The organism is Mesorhizobium sp. M4B.F.Ca.ET.058.02.1.1 (genome assembly GCF_003952505.1).
In the GTDB taxonomy this organism is placed as follows: domain Bacteria; phylum Pseudomonadota; class Alphaproteobacteria; order Rhizobiales; family Rhizobiaceae; genus Mesorhizobium.
In genome coordinates, this window is the sequence record NZ_CP034450.1 from 6,340,332 (window position 1) to 6,357,960 (window position 17,629).

Here is a 17,629-nt window from a genome sequence, read left to right on the forward strand (position 1 = left end):
TTATTCCCCAACCTTGTCGTCGTCAGACATTGCCTGGCTGGCGATCTTGCTCAGAAGCGGCTCGTTGTTGAGAAGCTGCGCGATGCGCTTTTCGGCGTCGACACGGCCATCCATGAAGCCGAGCAGTTCCTCGAGCTGGCGACGCATCTTGAGGATCTCGGCGAGTTGCGGGACCTGCTCGGCGATCTTGTCCGGCGCGAAATCGCCCATCTTGGTGAAGGTGAGATCAAGCGCCAGTTCCTCGTCCTTCTCGGCGCCTTCCGCTTGCGGCAGCGTATTCTTCACCCGCGCCTTCACGCGTGGCCCGAGCGCCTCCATGAACTTGGGGAAGCGGTTGGCGTCGGTCTCGACGAAGGCACGGTCCAACAGCGACTTTGAAGCTTCCCTGGTTTGCGAAGCGCCGGAAAGGTCGGCCATCACGCCCATGACGAACGGCAGTTCTATCGTCGTCGGGCTGCCGTAGGTTTCGACGTCGTAGGCGATCTGCACCCGCGGCGCGCGATTTCGTTCGATGACCTTCGCTTTGCTTTCGGCTGGCATGTGTTGCTACCTTTCATCCTTCTGGGCCGTCTTCTTGGCATCGGGAACGCCGGCCAGAAGCCGGAACTCCTTCAGCCCCGACGGGGCGAGATCTTCCATCAGTTCAACAAAATCCATGTGCACCATGCGGCGCACACGGCGGGCGAGATGCGGGATCGGGCTCGACGGCTCGGTGCGGTCATAGAAAGCGACGACAAGGTCGAGGCACTTGACCACGTCATCGCGCGAGGAAATCCGGTCGGGCAGCCCGGTGCTCTGTTCCGCGTAGCTTGCGACACTTGCCATCGTATCGGCTCCATGACCGTTTCGGACGGGCGTTGCCGGTTCCGCCGGCGGCGGGGAGGGTTTCGCCGCGCCGTTCGCCACGGCGCCGGCAGCCGAATTGCGCTCCAGGGTCGTCAGCAAACGCTGCAGGAACCGTTTCAATTCCGGGACGGCGGGACCGTTGCCTTCGATGCGGGCGTTGAGCGCGGTCTCGACGGCATCGAGGGCCGCGATTGCCGCGCGGGCGTCGCCCAGCAGCGACGTCATCGCCTCGCCGGCCTGACGATCTGCGCCGCGCATCGCCGCGCCGCGCCTCGCGGCTGCGGCGCCGGCGCTGATCGCTGCATGCGCGTTCGCCGCGCCGTTCGCCACGCGCCGGCAGCCGAATTGCGCTCCAGGGTCGTCAGCAAACGCTGCAGGAACCGTTTCAATTCCGGGACGGCGGGACCGTTGCCTTCGATGCGGGCGTTGAGCGCGGTCTCGACGGCATCGAGGGCCGCGATTGCCGCGCGGGCGTCGCCCAGCAGCGACGTCATCGCCTCGCCGGCCTGATCGATCTGCGCCGCGCATCCGCTGCGCACCCGGTTCAAGAGCTGGCTGTGGGCGCTCGCAAGCGCTGCCTTTTCGCTGGCATTCAGCCCAGAGGCCGCTTCCTGGAGCATGACGCGCTCGTCGAGGGCGCCTTGTTCCAGGTCGCGCCCGCTGATCGGCCCGATCGGGCGCGGCGCGAAAAAGATCATCTGCCGCAGGTCTGCCAGCAGGCCTTCCTGGCCGTTCTGGAGATCGAGCAGGGCGTTGATGCGACGCAAGGCCGCGTCGCGCGGCGTTGCACCGGATCGCAGCGCCGGGTGCAGGGTCTCCCAGTGGGCGTCGAACGTCTGCGCAATCAGGCTCAGACCGTCGGCCAGTCCGGCCAGCCGGTTTTCATTGGCCAGGGCGCGCGTGACGATGACCAGAAGGCGCAGATCCCGGCCGCGCGGACGCAATTCCTCGGCCTTGGCAAGCACGGCGGGCCAGTCGATCGGAATGATCGCTTCCGCGGACGGCTTGTTGCGGTCGTCATACTCGACTTTGGTCTGCTGTTCGATCAGGCGCTCCAGCTCATGGAAGGCCGGGTCGTTGCGCAAATCCTCACCTGACGGATTCTCACCGTCGAGAGGATTCAGCCAGAGTGCGAGATCAATCACACCAACCCCCAGGAGCGGCCTTGAGACCTTGCGTGACGCAAGGTTATCACAGTGCGTCACTTTATCACAATTCAAGGACTGCTCAAAAACTAACGGAAGCTAAACGCGACCGTTCTGTCGCCGAAACCCATGGCGTCATTGTCCGGCGCCGTATGTGAAATGCATCGCATAGGCGAGGGCAATTTCGTGTTTGTTTGCCTGGGGATGCGGGGCTTTCCCTGAAACGGAAGATGCTGGGCGAATCGGGCATCGAGGCGCATCATCCATCACATGCTTTGTCAACCTGCCGCTTCTATGGCAGGGTATCGGCTGGCTGATTTCGGGAGCAGGTTCGATGGAACAGCGCCGGTCATCGCAGAGCTTCAAGCGCAAGGAACTGGTTGCCAAGCTCGATGCCACGGGGGTGCGCGCCTTCAAGGCCGCGGCCGACACGGCCAAGCTGCGCGGCAATCCCTATGTCGAACTCGTCCATTTCATTCAGCAACTGGTGCTGTCGGAGCGCTCGGATGTGCAGATGATCGTCGCCGATGCCGGGCTGGATGCCAGCCGGCTGACGGCGGACATGACCCGTGCCATCGACAAGCTGCCCTACGGCGCCACCTCGGTGGAGGAATTCTCCGACCACATCTTCCACGCCATCCAGGAAGGCTGGAACCTCGCGACGCTGGAGTTCGGCGTCGAGGAGGTGCGCAGCTCGCATATCCTGCTTGCCTGCCTGAAGACGCCGGTGCTGGAGGGCCTGGTTTCGAAGATCAGCGCCGAGTTCGACCGGATCGATGCGGACGGCGTCATTTCCCGCTTCGCCGATGTCATGGAAGGTTCGCTGGAGGCCGGCGCTGCCCCGGCCACCCTCGCCACGGAGACGCCGATGAAACACGGCCCCGGCGGGGATTCGGCGCTGGCGAAATATGCCACCGACCTGACGCAGCGCGCCCACGACGGCAAGATCGATCCGGTCGTCGGCCGCGATCCCGAAATCCGGCAGATCGTCGACATCCTGATGCGGCGCCGGCAAAACAACCCGATCCTCACCGGCGAGGCCGGGGTCGGCAAGACCGCCGTGGTCGAGGGTTTTGCGCTCCGCATTGCCCAGGGCGACGTGCCGCCAACGCTCCAGAATGTCAGCGTGCGCATGCTCGATGTCGGGCTGATGCAGGCGGGGGCAAGCGTCAAGGGCGAGTTCGAGAAGCGGCTGAAGGCGGTCATCGACGAGGTCCAAGCCTCCGAGACGCCGATCATCCTGTTCATCGACGAAGCGCACACGCTGATCGGCGCCGGGGGTGCCGCCGGAACCGGCGATGCCGCCAATCTCCTGAAGCCGGCGCTGGCACGCGGCGAGCTTCGCACCATCGCGGCGACGACCTGGGCCGAGTACAAGCAGCATATCGAGAAGGACCCGGCGCTGACCCGCCGCTTCCAGGTGGTCAAGATCGATGAGCCGTCGGAAGTCGTGGCCGTGCTGATGCTGCGCGGCGTCGCCGGCGTCCTGGAACAGCACCATAAGGTGCAGATTCTGGACGAGGCGATCGAGGCGGCGGTTGCCTTGTCGCATCGCTACATTCCGGCGCGGCAGCTGCCCGACAAGGCGGTCAGCCTTCTCGACACGGCCTGCGCCCGCGTCGCCATTTCGCAGCATGCGACGCCTGCCGAAGTCGAGGACATATTGCGCCGTCGCCAGGCGCTCGAGGTCGAGCGCGGCATCATCGGCCGCGAGGCGGCGATCGGCATCGAGGTGGCGGACCGGCAGGTCAGGGTCGATGCCGGCCTGGCCGAAACCGAAGCCGCTTTGGCCGCCGCCCAGGCCCGTTGGGACCGGGAAAAGGCGCTGGTGGCCGAAATCCTTGACCTGCGCGCACGACTGCGCGGCGAGGGCGTGCCGCTCGATCCGGTGGACGCCGAGGAAGCTGCCGGCGGCGAAGCGGCTGCCGCGACCGGAGCAGACGCACCGGAGAAGAAGGCACCCGGGGCCAAGGCGCCGGAGGTGAAAGCAGCGGAAACCAAGACCTCGAAGACGAAGGCCGCGAAAACGAAGGCAGCCAAGGTCGAGGCGCCCGTTGCCGAGGTCGCCGCTTCGCCACCGGATTCCGCCGCCGACCTGGCACGATTGCGCGAATTGATGGGGGAACTTGCCGCGGCCCAGGGCGAGACGCCGCTGATCCTGCCATCTGTCGACCGCAACGCCGTGGCCGCGGTGGTGCAGGACTGGACCGGCATCCCGACCGGACGGATGCTGTCCAGCCAGACCGAGAAGGCGCTCAAGCTCGCCGCCACGCTTGCCGAGCGCGTGGTCGGCCAGGATCACGCGATGGAGATGATCGCCAAACGCGTGCAGACCAGCCGCGCCGGGCTCGGCGCGCCGGAAAAGCCGGTGGGCGTGTTCCTGCTCTGCGGTCCTTCCGGCGTCGGCAAGACCGAGACCGCGCTGGCGCTGGCCGAAACGCTCTACGGCGGCGAGCAGAACCTCATCTCGATCAACATGTCCGAATTCCAGGAGGCACATACGGTCTCGACGCTCAAGGGCGCGCCGCCCGGTTATGTCGGCTACGGCAAGGGCGGTATCCTAACCGAGGCGGTGCGCAGAAAACCCTATTCGGTGATCCTGCTCGACGAGGTCGAGAAGGCGCATCCCGACGTGCACGAGATTTTCTTCCAGGTCTTCGACAAGGGCATGATGGACGACAGCGAAGGCCGGCGGATCGATTTCAAGAACACGCTGATCCTGCTCACATCCAATGTCGGCTCCGAGGTCATCATGGACCGCACCGGGAACGGCACGGTGCGAGCCGGGCTCGACGATCTCGACACCGCCTTGCGCGGCCCGTTGCTCAAGGTTTTCCCCGCGGCCTTCCTTGGCCGGGTGGTGACCATACCCTACTATCCGCTGTCGGATGCGATGATCGAGGCGATCACGCGCCACCAGTTCGCCAAGATCGCGCGCCGGCTGCGAGCCACAAGCGATGCCGAGCTGGTGATCGGCGACGGGGTCATGGATCTGGTCAAGGCGCGCTGCACCGAGATCGAATCCGGCGGGAGAATGATCGACGCCATCCTCACCAACACGCTGCTGCCGGAACTGAGCCGCGGCGTTCTGAACCGTTCGCTCGAAGGCGAAAAGATGACGAAAGTGACCGTCGGGGCTTCCGCGGAAGGGTTCACCTACACTTTCGAATGACCGCCGTTGCTGTCTCGACTGCCGTCGGCCTGGCATCGAAATCAAAGACGACTGGTTTGCCGTGGGTGGGCCAGCGCGCGAAGGTCAGCGGAACGACGTCGTGGTGCCGGAAGATCGCGCCGACGAGCTCGATGGCGCGGCGATCTTCCTGCCTTCGAACGCCGCCAGTTTCGTCACCGGTCAGATGCTCTTGTCGACGGCGGGATGACCAGCTCCGTACAGCGGGCGTCGGGCCCTATGTGTCTTCCTTTGTTCACCCGCGGCACGTTACATAGGCGGTGCTGGTCTGCAACGGCTGCTTTGCTTTCGGCCGGGCGTTTCAGGAACAAGGGTCTGCGGCAATGACGGCATCGGCGAAAGATCTATCCTTGCGCGTTCCCATCGACGGACGGCACCGCAAGATGCTGATCGATGGAAAGTGGCGCGACGCGGCGAGCGGCCGCACCTTCGAGACGCGCAACCCCGCCACGGGGGCGGTGATCGGCACCGTGCCGCGATCCGGTGCCGGGGACATCGACCTCGCCGTCGCCGCCGCGCGCCGTGCCTTCGAAGGACCGTGGAGCCGGTTCAAGCCGTATGAGCGCCAGCTCCTGCTCCTCAAGATCGCCGATCTGATGGAGCGGCATTGGGAAGAGATCGCGCTTTCCGATACGACGGATATGGGCATGCCGATCACGCGCACGCTGGCCAACAGGACCCGCGTGCTCGGCATGTTGCGCTTCTATGCCGGCATGGCCACCTCCATTCACGGGCAGACGGTCGGCAACTCGCTGCCCGGCGAGATCGTGTCCTACACCCGCAAGGAACCGGTCGGCGTCGTTGGCGCGATCATTCCCTGGAACGCGCCTGCCGCCGCCTCGATCTGGAAAATCGGCCCGGCGCTCGCCACCGGCTGCACCATCGTGCTGAAGCCCTCGGAAGAGGCGCCGCTGACGCCGCTGCTGATCGCCGAGATCATGCTGGAAGCGGGCCTGCCGGAGGGCGTTGTCAACGTCGTCACCGGCACCGGCGCCGAGGCCGGCGCGCCGCTGGCCTCGCATATGGATGTCGATAAGGTGGTCTTCACCGGCTCCACCGCGACTGGCCAAAGCATCCTGCGCGCCTCGGCCTCCAACATGAAGCGCGTTTCGCTGGAGCTTGGCGGCAAGTCGCCGGTGATCGTCTGCGCCGACGCCGACATCGAGCGCGCCGTGCCGGTGGCGGCGATGTCGGTCTTCGCCAATTCCGGCCAGATCTGCATCGCCGGCTCGCGGCTCTTCGTCGAGCAGCCGATCTATGAGGAGTTCGTCGAGCGGGTCGCCGCCCATGCGGCAAAGCTCAGGATCGGCGACGGCGCCGATCCGGCAACCGAGATCGGGCCGCTGATCTCTCCCCGTCAGCTCGAGCGCGTCACCGGCTTCATCGCGGACGGCGTGCGGCAGGGCGCCAGGCTGTTGACCGGCGGCGCGCGCGTCACCGAGGGTGCGCTTGCCTTGGGCAATTTCATCACGCCGGGCGTGTTCGCCGGCGTGACCGACGACATGCGCATCGCCAAAGAGGAGATTTTCGGCCCGGTCATCTCGGCGCTGCCGTTCGACACGTTGGATGAGGCGGTGCGGCGGGGCAACGACACGCCCTATGGGCTCGCCGCCGGCGTGTTCACGCACGATATCGGCAAGGCGCACCGGCTGGCCAATCGGCTCCGCGCCGGATCAGTCTGGGTCAACACCTATCACGCGATCGACCCGGCGGTGCCGTTCGGCGGCTACAAGATGAGCGGCTACGGACGCGAAGGCGGCACCGAGCACCTCGATGAGTATCTGAACACCAAGGGCGTCTGGATCAGGACCGACTGAGCGCCCTTTCGATACGGATCACTGATCCGGCCGTCGCCGCGGCGGCTATTTCTGCCGGAAGGCGGTGTGGAACGATGTCACCAGCGGCCCCAATATGTAATCGAGCGCCGTGCGCTCCTCGGTGACGATCATCACCGAGGCCGGCATGCCTGGATAGAGCGATATCTGAGGGGCGGCGGCCAGTTCGGCCGGATCGACCGCAATGTCGGCGACATAGTAGGGAAGGCCTGTCTTGCTGTCGGTAATACGGTCAGCCGAAATGCGGGTGACGTGTCCATGGATGATCGGTATCGAGCGCTGCTTGTAGGAGGTGAAGCGGACTTCGGCCGTCATGTCGGACCTGAGGCTCGATATGTCCTCGACGCGGACCTGCGCCTGGACGATCAGCGAATTCTGCGTCGGCACGATATCGAGGATGGTCTGGCCCGGCGCGACGATCGCTCCGATCGAAAAGACGCTGAGGTCCATCACCTGGCCGTCATAGGGCGCGCGCACCTCGGCACGGTCCATGGCGGCCTGGGCCGCGAACATCTTGGGCACGAGATCGGCCAGGTTGGACTGCGTCTCGATCATCATCGCCGAAAGCTTGGCCCGGCGTTCGTTGGACAGTTGCGCGATCTGGCTCTCGAGCTCGGCCTTGGTCTGCCGGCTGCCGGCAATGGCGCCCAGGTTCTCGTCGATCAGGCCCTGCAGGTCCGAGGCGGATCGGTCGAGCTCCAGGATGCGCGGGCGGGTCGTCAGTCCGGCCTTGAGCAGCTTGCCGAGGCTCGCCTTCTCGTCGACGGTCGATCGCAACTGGGCGCGATAGGAATCGACGCGCGCCTGCTTGCCCTCGATCTGCTCGTCGAGCTCGGCGATCCGCTTCTCGAGGATCTGCCTGGCGCCGGCCATCGAGGCGCGCTGGCTTTCGAGATCGGCGACCTGGTTGGCCATCGCGTCCTGGAGATAGGCCTGGTGCTCGCCCGCGATATCCTTCGGGAAGGCAACTTCCTGGCTGCCGTCGAGCTCGGCCCGGATCCTGGCATCGGTGGCACGCAGCAGGGCGTACTGCTGGGCGTAGAGATTGAACTCGGAGCGCAGCCTGGTGTCGTCCAGCAGCAGCAGGACCTGGCCCTTCTGGACGATATCACCGTCCTTGACGCGGATCTCCTTTATCGTCCCGCCATCGAAATGCTGGAGGCTCTTGCGGTTGCCCTCCACCTTGACGACCGCCTCGGCGAGCACGGCGCCGTTCAGCGGGGCGAAGGCGGCCCAGCCGCCGAAGACGCCGAAGAAGGCGAGTATGATCAACAGGCCGATCAGGGCCGGCATCCGGATCGAGTCCGGGGCCGGGATGCCGGCTTCGCCGGGCAGGCTGCGGTAAGTGAGGGCGCTGTCGCTCAAACGTCTCTCCTCTCGCAGTTCATTGGGTTGCCACGGCGATCGGAGCCTGGCGCTGGTTGAGCAGCGCCACGATTTCGTTCCGCATGCCGAAGGCTTCGACCGCGCCATCGCGCAGCAAAAGGATCTTGTCGACATTGGCGAGCGTCGAGGGCCGGTGCGAGACGATGATGACGGTGCTGCCACGGCGCTTGAGCTCGATCGCGCAGTCGCTGAGCGCGCGGTCGCCGTCGGCGTCGAGGTTGGAACTCGGCTCGTCGAGGACGATCAGGTTCGGGGTGCCGAACACCGCCCGGGCAAGGGCGATGCGCTGGCGATAACCGCCCGACAGCACCGCGCCGCCTTCGCCGATCTGCGTCTCGTAGCCCTGCGGCAGGCGGATGATCATGTCGTGTACGCCGGCGAGCCGCGCGGCCTCGATCACCTCCTGGTCGACATTGGTCTTGAAGCGGCCGATGTTGGCGGCGACGGTGTCGGCGAAGAGCTCGATGTCCTGCGGCAGGTAGCCGATATGGTCGCCCAGCGTATCGCGCCCCCAATGCGACATGTCGGCCCCATCCAGCCTGACGGTACCGCGGCTCGGCTGCATGACGCCGGCGAGGTGCCTGGCTAGCGTCGACTTGCCGGCGCCGGAAGGGCCGACGATGCCGAGGGCCTCGCCCGCCTCGAGCCGGAAGGAGACATCCCGCAGCAGTACTTTCTGCAGGTTCGGAATGGCAAAACTCACCTGCTCGACCGAGATCTTGCCGGAGGGTTTCGGCAGGTTGAACGAGCGTTCGTCCTTCGCGTCGCCGTCGACCAGCCTGCGCACTCGCGCAAGTGCCGCGCGCGCCAGGATCAGGCTGCGCCAAAGGCCGACGATCTGCTCGACCGGCTGCAGGCCGCGACCGAGCAGGAGGCTGGCCGCGAACATCGAGCCGGCTGTGGTCTGCCGTTCGATCACCAGATAGGCGCCGAGGCCGAGGATGAGCGACTGCATGGTCAGGCGCAGGAAGCGGATTAGCCCCGTCATCAGCGCGGCGCGGTCGCTCGCTTGCGCCTGGCGCAAGAGCGCTAGGTTGCGGTCGCGGCCCCAGCGGCGGATGAGGCCGTCGATCATGCCCATGGCACGAACGACCTCCGAATTCCTGAGGCTCATCTCGGTGAAATTGTAGTTGGTCGTCGCGATGTCGTTGGCCTGCTTCAGCGGCGCGCGCACCAGATATTCGTTTAGCACCGCCATGGCGATGAGCAGCAGCGCGGAGCCGAGCGCGAAGAAGCCCAACCAGGGGTGCAGCAGGAAGATGATGCCGATGTAGATCGGTGACCAGGGCAGGTCGAACAGCGCGTGGATACCGCTGCCGGTGATGACCTGCCGGAACGTGTCGAAGTCGCGGATCGGCTGGCTCTGCGAGGCGCCCTGCGACGGCGTTTCGACCGATGCGGCCAGGATCCTGGCCGAAAGCAGCCGATCGAGGCGCGCGCTGGCGCGCGTCAGGATCCAGGCGCGCACCAGGTCGAGGCCGGCCAGCGCCATGAAGGCGACCAGCAGCACCAGCGTCAGCATCACCAGTGTGGTCTGGCTGCCGCTGGTGACGACACGGTCGTAGATCTGCAGCATGTAGAGGGGCGAGGCGAGATAGAGCAGATTGATCGCCAGGCTGAAGGCGGCCGCGACCAGGAAATAGCGGCGGCACGCCCGAAGCGCGTCGTTCACGATCTGCGATTTGCTACCGATACTCAAGATACCCAGCGGAGAACCCGCCCCCAACTGCACGCCCGGACCGATACTACTACCGATCCCTCAATCGGCCACGCGATCCGCTCGTAAACCTGCCGTAAACCTTAATTCGTAAGCAGAACCCGCGGCCGGCGGGAAACGAGGTGAGCCGCGCGTGGCCGCCGGCTCACCTCCTCATTCATCACAGCACGAAGTCGCTCGCGGTCAGGCCAAGCCCGGTGCCGGTCAGCGTGATCTGGAAATCCGCCGTCGCATTGCCGTTGACGTCGACACGCACGATCGTGTTGCTGCCGACCTCAGACCAGGTGATGCTGTTGGCGACGGTAGCCCCGTTCTGCCCGCCGAACAGGAAGGCCTGGTCGCCGGCGGCGGTACTGGCGTCGATCGAGGACAGGTCGATCTTGTCGGTGCCATGCACGAAGTCGGTGATGGTGTCGTTCGCGGCACTTGCCGGGGAATCCGAAACGGCCGATCCGTAGTAGAACGTGTCGGCTCCCAGGCCGCCGGTAAGCGTGTCAGTGCCGACACCGCCGACCAGTCGGTCGTTGCCATCGCCGCCGTTCAGTGTGTCGTTGCCGTCCTGCCCAAACAGCGTGTCGTTACCGGCCAGGCCAAAGATCGAGTCCGCTCCGCCATTGCCGTAGAGGACGTCGTCGCCGTTGTTGTTGCTGGGATCGTTGAGTGTTTCTCCCGCGTTCAAGCCGTTGCTGCCCGTTATGATCTGGAACGTCTCGCTGTACTGATATGCGGGCCCGACCGGGTCGCCGACTTGGGTGGCCTGCACGGTCACGGTGGATATGCTGTTCGTCGTGAGGCTTCCCGAGCTGAGCGTGTTCCCGCTGATCGAAAACAGGTTCGCATTCGATTGCGAGGTGATGCTGTAGACAAAGCTGCCAGGATCTGAGTCGGTCGCGCTCAGGGTTCCGGTGAACTGGAAGGAATTGAAATTCACATTATCCGTTGTTGTGATCGGCGTCAGCTGGATATCGGTCGGCGCAAAGCGCGGCGGGCCGTCGTCGGCGCCGGTGATGGAGATCGAGACCAGCTTTGCGGTGCCATCCTCCGAATAGACGGTAAAGCTGTCGCTCAATGGCTGCCCGTCAGCGAGTGCGTTGACCGTCGGGTTCGAATTGTCGAGCGTATAGGTCCAGACACCGGCTGATGTCACGGTGAAGGCGCCGTAGCCGGACGCGCTGGCCGTCGCGGAATTGACGGCCTGGAACGAGTCCGTGGTGTTGTCGACATCGGTTGAAAGAAGGTCGCCGGTAGCTGTCGGCGTGCCGCCGCCATTGGAGCTGCCCGCTTCGACGACGGCTCCGCTGGCCGTGCCGGTGATCGCCGCGGCATCGTTGGCGCCGTTGATGGTGATATCGACCACCTGCGAGGTGCCGTCGGCGGTGGTGACCGTCACCAGCTCATGCAGCGTGGTGTTCGCGCCGCTGCTGTTGAGCGCCTGAACGGTGGCGTTGTTGTCGTCCAGCGTGTAGCTCCAGGTGCCGGCGGCATCGATCGAGAACGTGCCATAGCTTTTGGCCACGGCGGCCTGGACGTCGAAGGTGGCCGGATTGTCGACGTCGATCGCGTTGAGGTCGCCCCCGGCCGTCGCATCGCCCGGCGTGCCATTGGCAACGCCGCTCTTCTCCGTGACCGAGGTGTCCTGGATGCCGTTGCCGGTAATCACCGCGGCGTCGTTGGTGCCGGTGATGGAGATGGTGATCAGCTGGCTGGTGCCGTCCTCGGAATGGACGGTGAAGGAGTCGCTGAGCGGATCGCCGTCATTGAGGGCGTCGACCGTCGGATTGGTGTCGTCGAGCGTGTAGGTCCAGTTGCCGGCGGCATCGATGGTGAAGCTGCCGTAGCTGGTGCTGCCGCTGTCGGCCTGGAAGACGTTGTCGGCGTTGTCGACGTCGCTTGCCGTCAGCGAGCCGATGGCGGTGACCGGGGCGTCGGCGCCGTCCTCGTCGACCGCGCCGCTGGTGGTGCCGTCGATGATGGCGGCGTCGTTGGTGCCGGTGATGGAGATGGTGATCAGCTGGCTGGTGCCGTCCTCGGAATGGACGGTGAAGGAGTCGCTGAGCGGATCGCCGTCATTGAGGGCGTCGACCGTCGGATTGGTGTCGTCGAGCGTGTAGGTCCAGTTGCCGGCGGCATCGATGGTGAAGCTGCCGTAGCTGGTGCTGCCGCTGTCGGCCTGGAAGACGTTGTCGGCGTTGTCGACGTCGCTTGCCGTCAGCGAGCCGATGGCGGTGACCGGGGCATCGGCGCCGTCCTCGTCGACCGCGCCGCTGGTGGTGCCGTCGATGATGGCGGCGTCGTTGGTGCCGGTGATGGAGATGGTGATCAGCTGGCTGGTGCCGTCCTCGGAATGGACGGTGAAGGAGTCGCTGAGCGGATCGCCGTCATTGAGGGCGTCGACCGTCGGATTGGTGTCGTCGAGCGTGTAGGTCCAGTTGCCGGCGGCATCGATGGTGAAGCTGCCGTAGCTGGTGCTGCCGCTGTCGGCCTGGAAGACGTTGTCGGCGTTGTCGACATCGCTTGCCGTCAGCGAGCCGATGGCGGTGACCGGGGCGTCGGCGCCGTCCTCGTCGACCGCGCCGCTGGTGGTGCCGTCGATGATGGCGGCGTCGTTGGTGCCGGTGATGGAGATGGTGATCAGCTGGCTGGTGCCGTCCTCGGAATGGACGGTGAAGGAGTCGCTGAGCGGATCGCCGTCATTGAGGGCGTCGACCGTCGGATTGGTGTCGTCGAGCGTGTAGGTCCAGTTGCCGGCGGCATCGATGGTGAAGCTGCCGTAGCTGGTGCTGCCGCTGTCGGCCTGGAAGACGTTGTCGGCGTTGTCGACGTCGCTTGCCGTCAGCGAGCCGATGGCGGTGACCGGGGCATCGGCGCCGTCCTCGTCGACCGCGCCGCTGGTGGTGCCGTCGATGATGGCGGCGTCGTTGGTGCCGGTGATGGAGATGGTGATCAGCTGGCTGGTGCCGTCCTCGGAATGGACGGTGAAGGAGTCGCTGAGCGGATCGCCGTCATTGAGGGCGTCGACCGTCGGATTGGTGTCGTCGAGCGTGTAGGTCCAGTTGCCGGCGGCATCGATGGTGAAGCTGCCGTAGCTGGTGCTGCCGCTGTCGGCCTGGAAGACGTTGTCGGCGTTGTCGACATCGCTTGCCGTCAGCGAGCCGATGGCGGTGACCGGGGCGTCGGCGCCGTCCTCGTCGACCGCGCCGCTGGTGGTGCCGTCGATGATGGCGGCGTCGTTGGTGCCGGTGATGGAGATGGTGATCAGCTGGCTGGTGCCGTCCTCGGAATGGACGGTGAAGGAGTCGCTGAGCGGATCGCCGTCATTGAGGGCGTCGACCGTCGGATTGGTGTCGTCGAGCGTATAGGTCCAGTTGCCGGCGGCATCGATGGTGAAGCTGCCGTAGCTGGTGCTGCCGCTGTCGGCCTGGAAGACGTTGTCGGCGTTGTCGACGTCGCTTGCCGTCAGCGAGCCGATGGCGGTGACCGGGGCATCGGCGCCGTCCTCGTCGACCGCGCCGCTGGTGGTGCCGTCGATGATGGCGGCGTCGTTGGTGCCGGTGATGGAGATGGTGATCAGCTGGCTGGTGCCGTCCTCGGAATGGACGGTGAAGGAGTCGCTGAGCGGATCGCCGTCATTGAGGGCGTCGACCGTCGGATTGGTGTCGTCGAGCGTGTAGGTCCAGTTGCCGGCGGCATCGATGGTGAAGCTGCCGTAGCTGGTGCTGCCGCTGTCGGCCTGGAAGACGTTGTCGGCGTTGTCGACATCGCTTGCCGTCAGCGAGCCGATGGCGGTGACCGGGGCATCGGCGCCGTCCTCGTCGACCGCGCCGCTGGTGGTGCCGTCGATGATGGCGGCGTCGTTGGTGCCGGTGATGGAGATGGTGATCAGCTGGCTGGTGCCGTCCTCGGAATGGACGGTGAAGGAGTCGCTGAGCGGATCGCCGTCATTGAGGGCGTCGACCGTCGGATTGGTGTCGTCGAGCGTGTAGGTCCAGTTGCCGGCGGCATCGATGGTGAAGCTGCCGTAGCTGGTGCTGCCGCTGTCGGCCTGGAAGACGTTGTCGGCGTTGTCGACATCGCTTGCCGTCAGCGAGCCGATGGCGGTGACCGGGGCGTCGGCGCCGTCCTCGTCGACCGCGCCGCTGGTGGTGCCGTCGATGATGGCGGCGTCGTTGGTGCCGGTGATGGAGATGGTGATCAGCTGGCTGGTGCCGTCCTCGGAATGGACGGTGAAGGAGTCGCTGAGCGGATCGCCGTCATTGAGGGCGTCGACCGTCGGATTGGTGTCGTCGAGCGTGTAGGTCCAGTTGCCGGCGGCATCGATGGTGAAGCTGCCGTAGCTGGTGCTGCCGCTGTCGGCCTGGAAGACGTTGTCGGCGTTGTCGACATCGCTTGCCGTCAGCGAGCCGATGGCGGTGACCGGGGCATCGGCGCCGTCCTCGTCGACCGCGCCGCTGGTGGTGCCGTCGATGATGGCGGCGTCGTTGGTGCCGGTGATGGAGATGGTGATCAGCTGGCTGGTGCCGTCCTCGGAATGGACGGTGAAGGAGTCGCTGAGCGGATCGCCGTCATTGAGGGCGTCGACCGTCGGATTGGTGTCGTCGAGCGTGTAGGTCCAGTTGCCGGCGGCATCGATGGTGAAGCTGCCGTAGCTGGTGCTGCCGCTGTCGGCCTGGAAGACGTTGTCGGCGTTGTCGACATCGCTTGCCGTCAGCGAGCCGATGGCGGTGACCGGGGCGTCGGCGCCGTCCTCGTCGACCGCGCCGCTGGTGGTGCCGTCGATGATGGCGGCGTCGTTGGTGCCGGTGATGGAGATGGTGATCAGCTGGCTGGTGCCGTCCTCGGAATGGACGGTGAAGGAGTCGCTGAGCGGATCGCCGTCATTGAGGGCGTCGACCGTCGGATTGGTGTCGTCGAGCGTGTAGGTCCAGTTGCCGGCGGCATCGATGGTGAAGCTGCCGTAGCTGGTGCTGCCGCTGTCGGCCTGGAAGACGTTGTCGGCGTTGTCGACATCGCTTGCCGTCAGCGAGCCGATGGCGGTGACCGGGGCATCGGCGCCGTCCTCGTCGACCGCGCCGCTGGTGGTGCCGTCGATGATGGCGGCGTCGTTGGTGCCGGTGATGGTGACCGTCACCGTCTGGGTGTCGGTGCCGCCATGGCCGTCGTCGGCCTGGATCGTGTAGGTCAGCGTCAGCGTCTCGCCGGCCGCCAGGAAATCGAACGCCTGCGGCGTCGAGTTGAAGCTCCAGGTCAGATTGTGGGTCTCGCCCGCATCGGCCGTCAGCGAGGTCGGCGAAACCGTCAGCATGTTGATGACGGCGGCGCTGTCCAGGCTGCCGGTGGTGCCGCCGGGCGACACCGAGGTTACGCTCGCGCTCACCGTGTCGGAGACATCGGCGTCGTTCACCGTCAGCGTGCCGCTCGCCGTCAGCGGCGCACTGGTCTCGGTCAGCGAGGCGGCGTCTTTGTCCGTCGTCACCAGATGGATGTCCGGCTTGTCGTTGGTGCCGGTGAACTGGATGGTGGCCGTGGCCCAGCTCAGCGTGCCGTTGCCGAGCTGGATGGCGTAGGTCACCTTGTCGACAAGGATCTGCCCGGCGGCAAGCGACTGCAACAGTCCGTCGATACTGGCCGTGCTGTAATGGATCGTGCCGTCACTGGCTATCCAGATCCTGGCGCCCAGGAGGCTGGTGTCGGTGGTCCCGGCGGCTCCCGCGCTGTCGTCGGAGCTTGAGTATGTAATGTCCTTGGTCAGCAGGTCCGCCGGCGCATAGGTCTTCGTCGCTATCGACGCACTGACGGTGTCGTCGATGGAGTAGAGCGTTTTGGCCGCCCCGCCCAGGTCGTTCGCTAGAACATTCAGAATCAGGACGCTACCGGCATCTTCCGAAGAAAAGAAGATGTCGTCCTTCGCCTGCGGTGTGTTGGAAAAAGACGTCGTGGTGCCGCCGGCACCGGTGACCTGAGTAGCCATTTTTCACCCCTGTTGTTTAACGACAGACGCCCCACCGCCTGTCGACCCCATTGAAAGACCAGCCGCTTCTTGACTGAAAATGTTGCACGCCCGGCACGCAGATTCCGGCACATGTCGATTGTGTCAGCGCACCCGAAGGCCTCGATGCCGACGCCCAGCGATGGCCAGCACAACGTGTGGCCAGTCACGGGCGGGCTGTGGCTCAAATGGTGATGGCTGCGGCGGTACTGGCCGCCGTGCTGTGTTTCCCCTAGCCCCTTTAGCGTCGCTTAACCCGTTGTTGCCGGTCGGGGGCCATTTTATTCGACGCTTATATTAGGGTATTATTAACCCTGTCAGCGAGGAGGCGTCAACATCCTGCTTGGCATAACAGTTAATATTAGGGCCGCTACTGATATTCGGCGCATGGCCGCAGGACCAGTCGCGCGGCTATCGACGCATCCCGGAACATAGGCCGCGCGCCGGCAGAGACCCGTGGTTAAACTCCGTCTTGCCGCTCATTTCCTCGTGCAGCCAAGAGGGCAGGGACCGATGGCCCGGCGGCGTTGCCTGGCAGCGGACGCGTTTCACAAAGCAGCCCGGCGCATCGGAATCCGGAGCCTCCGCCTTTCAGGCCGAGCATCCTGCGCGTTTCGGCCGGCGTCGCGATCTCGTGGTCGAACTTGGCGAGGCCAGTCGGCAAAATCTAGCTTCCCGCCAGCGACAGGCCGCCGGCGCGTTCGCGCAGCAAGGCCAGCAATTCGCTTCGTCGCGCTTGCGGCGTGTCGACGGGCAGGACGAAGCACAGCGTCTTGTTGATGGCGCCATGGCCGTCGCGGATCGGGGCGGCCATGCACCAGGTGAAGCGGTCGGCGAGCGCCGATGTCTCGCTGAAGCCCTGCTGGCGCGCCAGTTCGACATCGGCGAAGAATTCGCCGGGTGCGATGATGCGGCCGTCCGGAAGCTTGTAGTCGTCAGCCGGGATGAAAGCTCCAAGCTCTTCCCTGCTCATATGGCCGACCAGAAGCCGTCCCGATGCCGTCCACGGGATCGGGACCTCGACGCCGACATCGCTGGAAATGCGGAACGGGCCGGGCGAATCCCGGCAGTCGAGGACGACATATTTGTTGCCGCGCAGACCGCACATCTGAACGGTCTCGCCGGTCTCCGCGGCCATCCTGTCCAGCGTCTCGAGGATGCGACGGTAGTGCGCATTGTGATGCGAATAGGCCCAGCCGAACAGGTGCATCGCGCGGCCGAAATAGACATAGCCCTCGGTGCCGACATTCTCGAGCATCTCGGCTTCGAGCAGGCTGTTGACGATCTCGTAGGTGGTCGAGCGCGGCGCGCCAATCATCTTGGCGAGGTCGCCGACGCGCACCGGCGCACGATGCCTGAGCAGCGCCTCGAGCAGCATGATGACGCGGTCGATGCCGCGGCGGCGCTCGCCGCCTTGCGGTGCAGCGCCACCCGCCTCGATCAGATCGGTCGCGCTATCGCTCATTTCGGCCGTCCAAAATCATTTTAAGTCCTCGTCTCAAGACGCTTGAAAGATGCCAAGGC

8 protein-coding genes and 1 pseudogene are annotated in these 17,629 nt (G+C 65.4%); 2 read left to right on the top strand and 7 right to left on the bottom strand.

Going from position 1 to position 17,629, the window contains the following annotated elements; translation table 11 throughout:
- The 3 genes and pseudogenes from tssB to EJ073_RS30850 form a co-directional block, all read right to left on the bottom strand.
- Positions 1-540 carry a type VI secretion system contractile sheath small subunit gene (gene tssB / locus EJ073_RS30840; RefSeq protein ID WP_126058948.1) on the bottom strand — a complete coding sequence of 180 codons (540 nt, stop codon included), beginning with the start codon at positions 538-540 and terminating at the stop codon, positions 1-3.
- Between the two features lie 6 nt (positions 541-546).
- Positions 547-1,071, bottom strand: a complete 525-nt coding sequence (locus tag EJ073_RS30845; protein WP_245455438.1) for a hypothetical protein — start codon at positions 1,069-1,071, stop codon at positions 547-549.
- Between the two features lie 104 nt (positions 1,072-1,175).
- Positions 1,176-1,991, bottom strand: a pseudogene (locus EJ073_RS30850) (type VI secretion system ImpA family N-terminal domain-containing protein); the annotation flags it as partial.
- Positions 1,992-2,325: 334 nt separating this feature from the next.
- Here EJ073_RS30850 and tssH point away from each other — a divergent pair.
- Together tssH and EJ073_RS30860 are read left to right on the top strand one after the other, a co-directional pair.
- A complete protein-coding gene (gene tssH, locus EJ073_RS30855) occupies positions 2,326-5,163 on the top strand; it encodes a type VI secretion system ATPase TssH (RefSeq protein ID WP_126058949.1) in 2,838 nt (945 codons plus the stop codon).
- 341 nt (positions 5,164-5,504) lie between these two features.
- Complete coding sequence (locus EJ073_RS30860; protein WP_126058950.1) at positions 5,505-6,998, top strand: aldehyde dehydrogenase family protein; 1,494 nt, start codon at positions 5,505-5,507, stop codon at positions 6,996-6,998.
- A 45-nt stretch (positions 6,999-7,043) separates the two neighbouring features.
- Here the strand turns inward: EJ073_RS30860 and EJ073_RS30865 are convergent, their stop codons facing one another.
- The 4 genes from EJ073_RS30865 to EJ073_RS30880 form a co-directional block, all read right to left on the bottom strand.
- Positions 7,044-8,381: an HlyD family type I secretion periplasmic adaptor subunit gene (locus tag EJ073_RS30865; protein WP_126058951.1), complete on the bottom strand. Its 1,338-nt coding sequence runs from the start codon at positions 8,379-8,381 to the stop codon at positions 7,044-7,046.
- A 19-nt stretch (positions 8,382-8,400) separates the two neighbouring features.
- Positions 8,401-10,095 (bottom strand): type I secretion system permease/ATPase, encoded by a 1,695-nt coding sequence (locus EJ073_RS30870; RefSeq protein WP_126059407.1) that lies wholly within the window; start codon positions 10,093-10,095, stop codon positions 8,401-8,403.
- A gap of 184 nt (positions 10,096-10,279) precedes the next feature.
- Entirely contained in the window at positions 10,280-16,087 is a 5,808-nt protein-coding gene (locus tag EJ073_RS30875) for a VCBS domain-containing protein (RefSeq protein WP_126058952.1), read from the bottom strand.
- A gap of 685 nt (positions 16,088-16,772) precedes the next feature.
- Entirely contained in the window at positions 16,773-17,570 is a 798-nt protein-coding gene (locus EJ073_RS30880) for an IclR family transcriptional regulator (RefSeq protein WP_126058953.1), read from the bottom strand.
- Positions 17,571-17,629 lie beyond the last annotated feature (59 nt).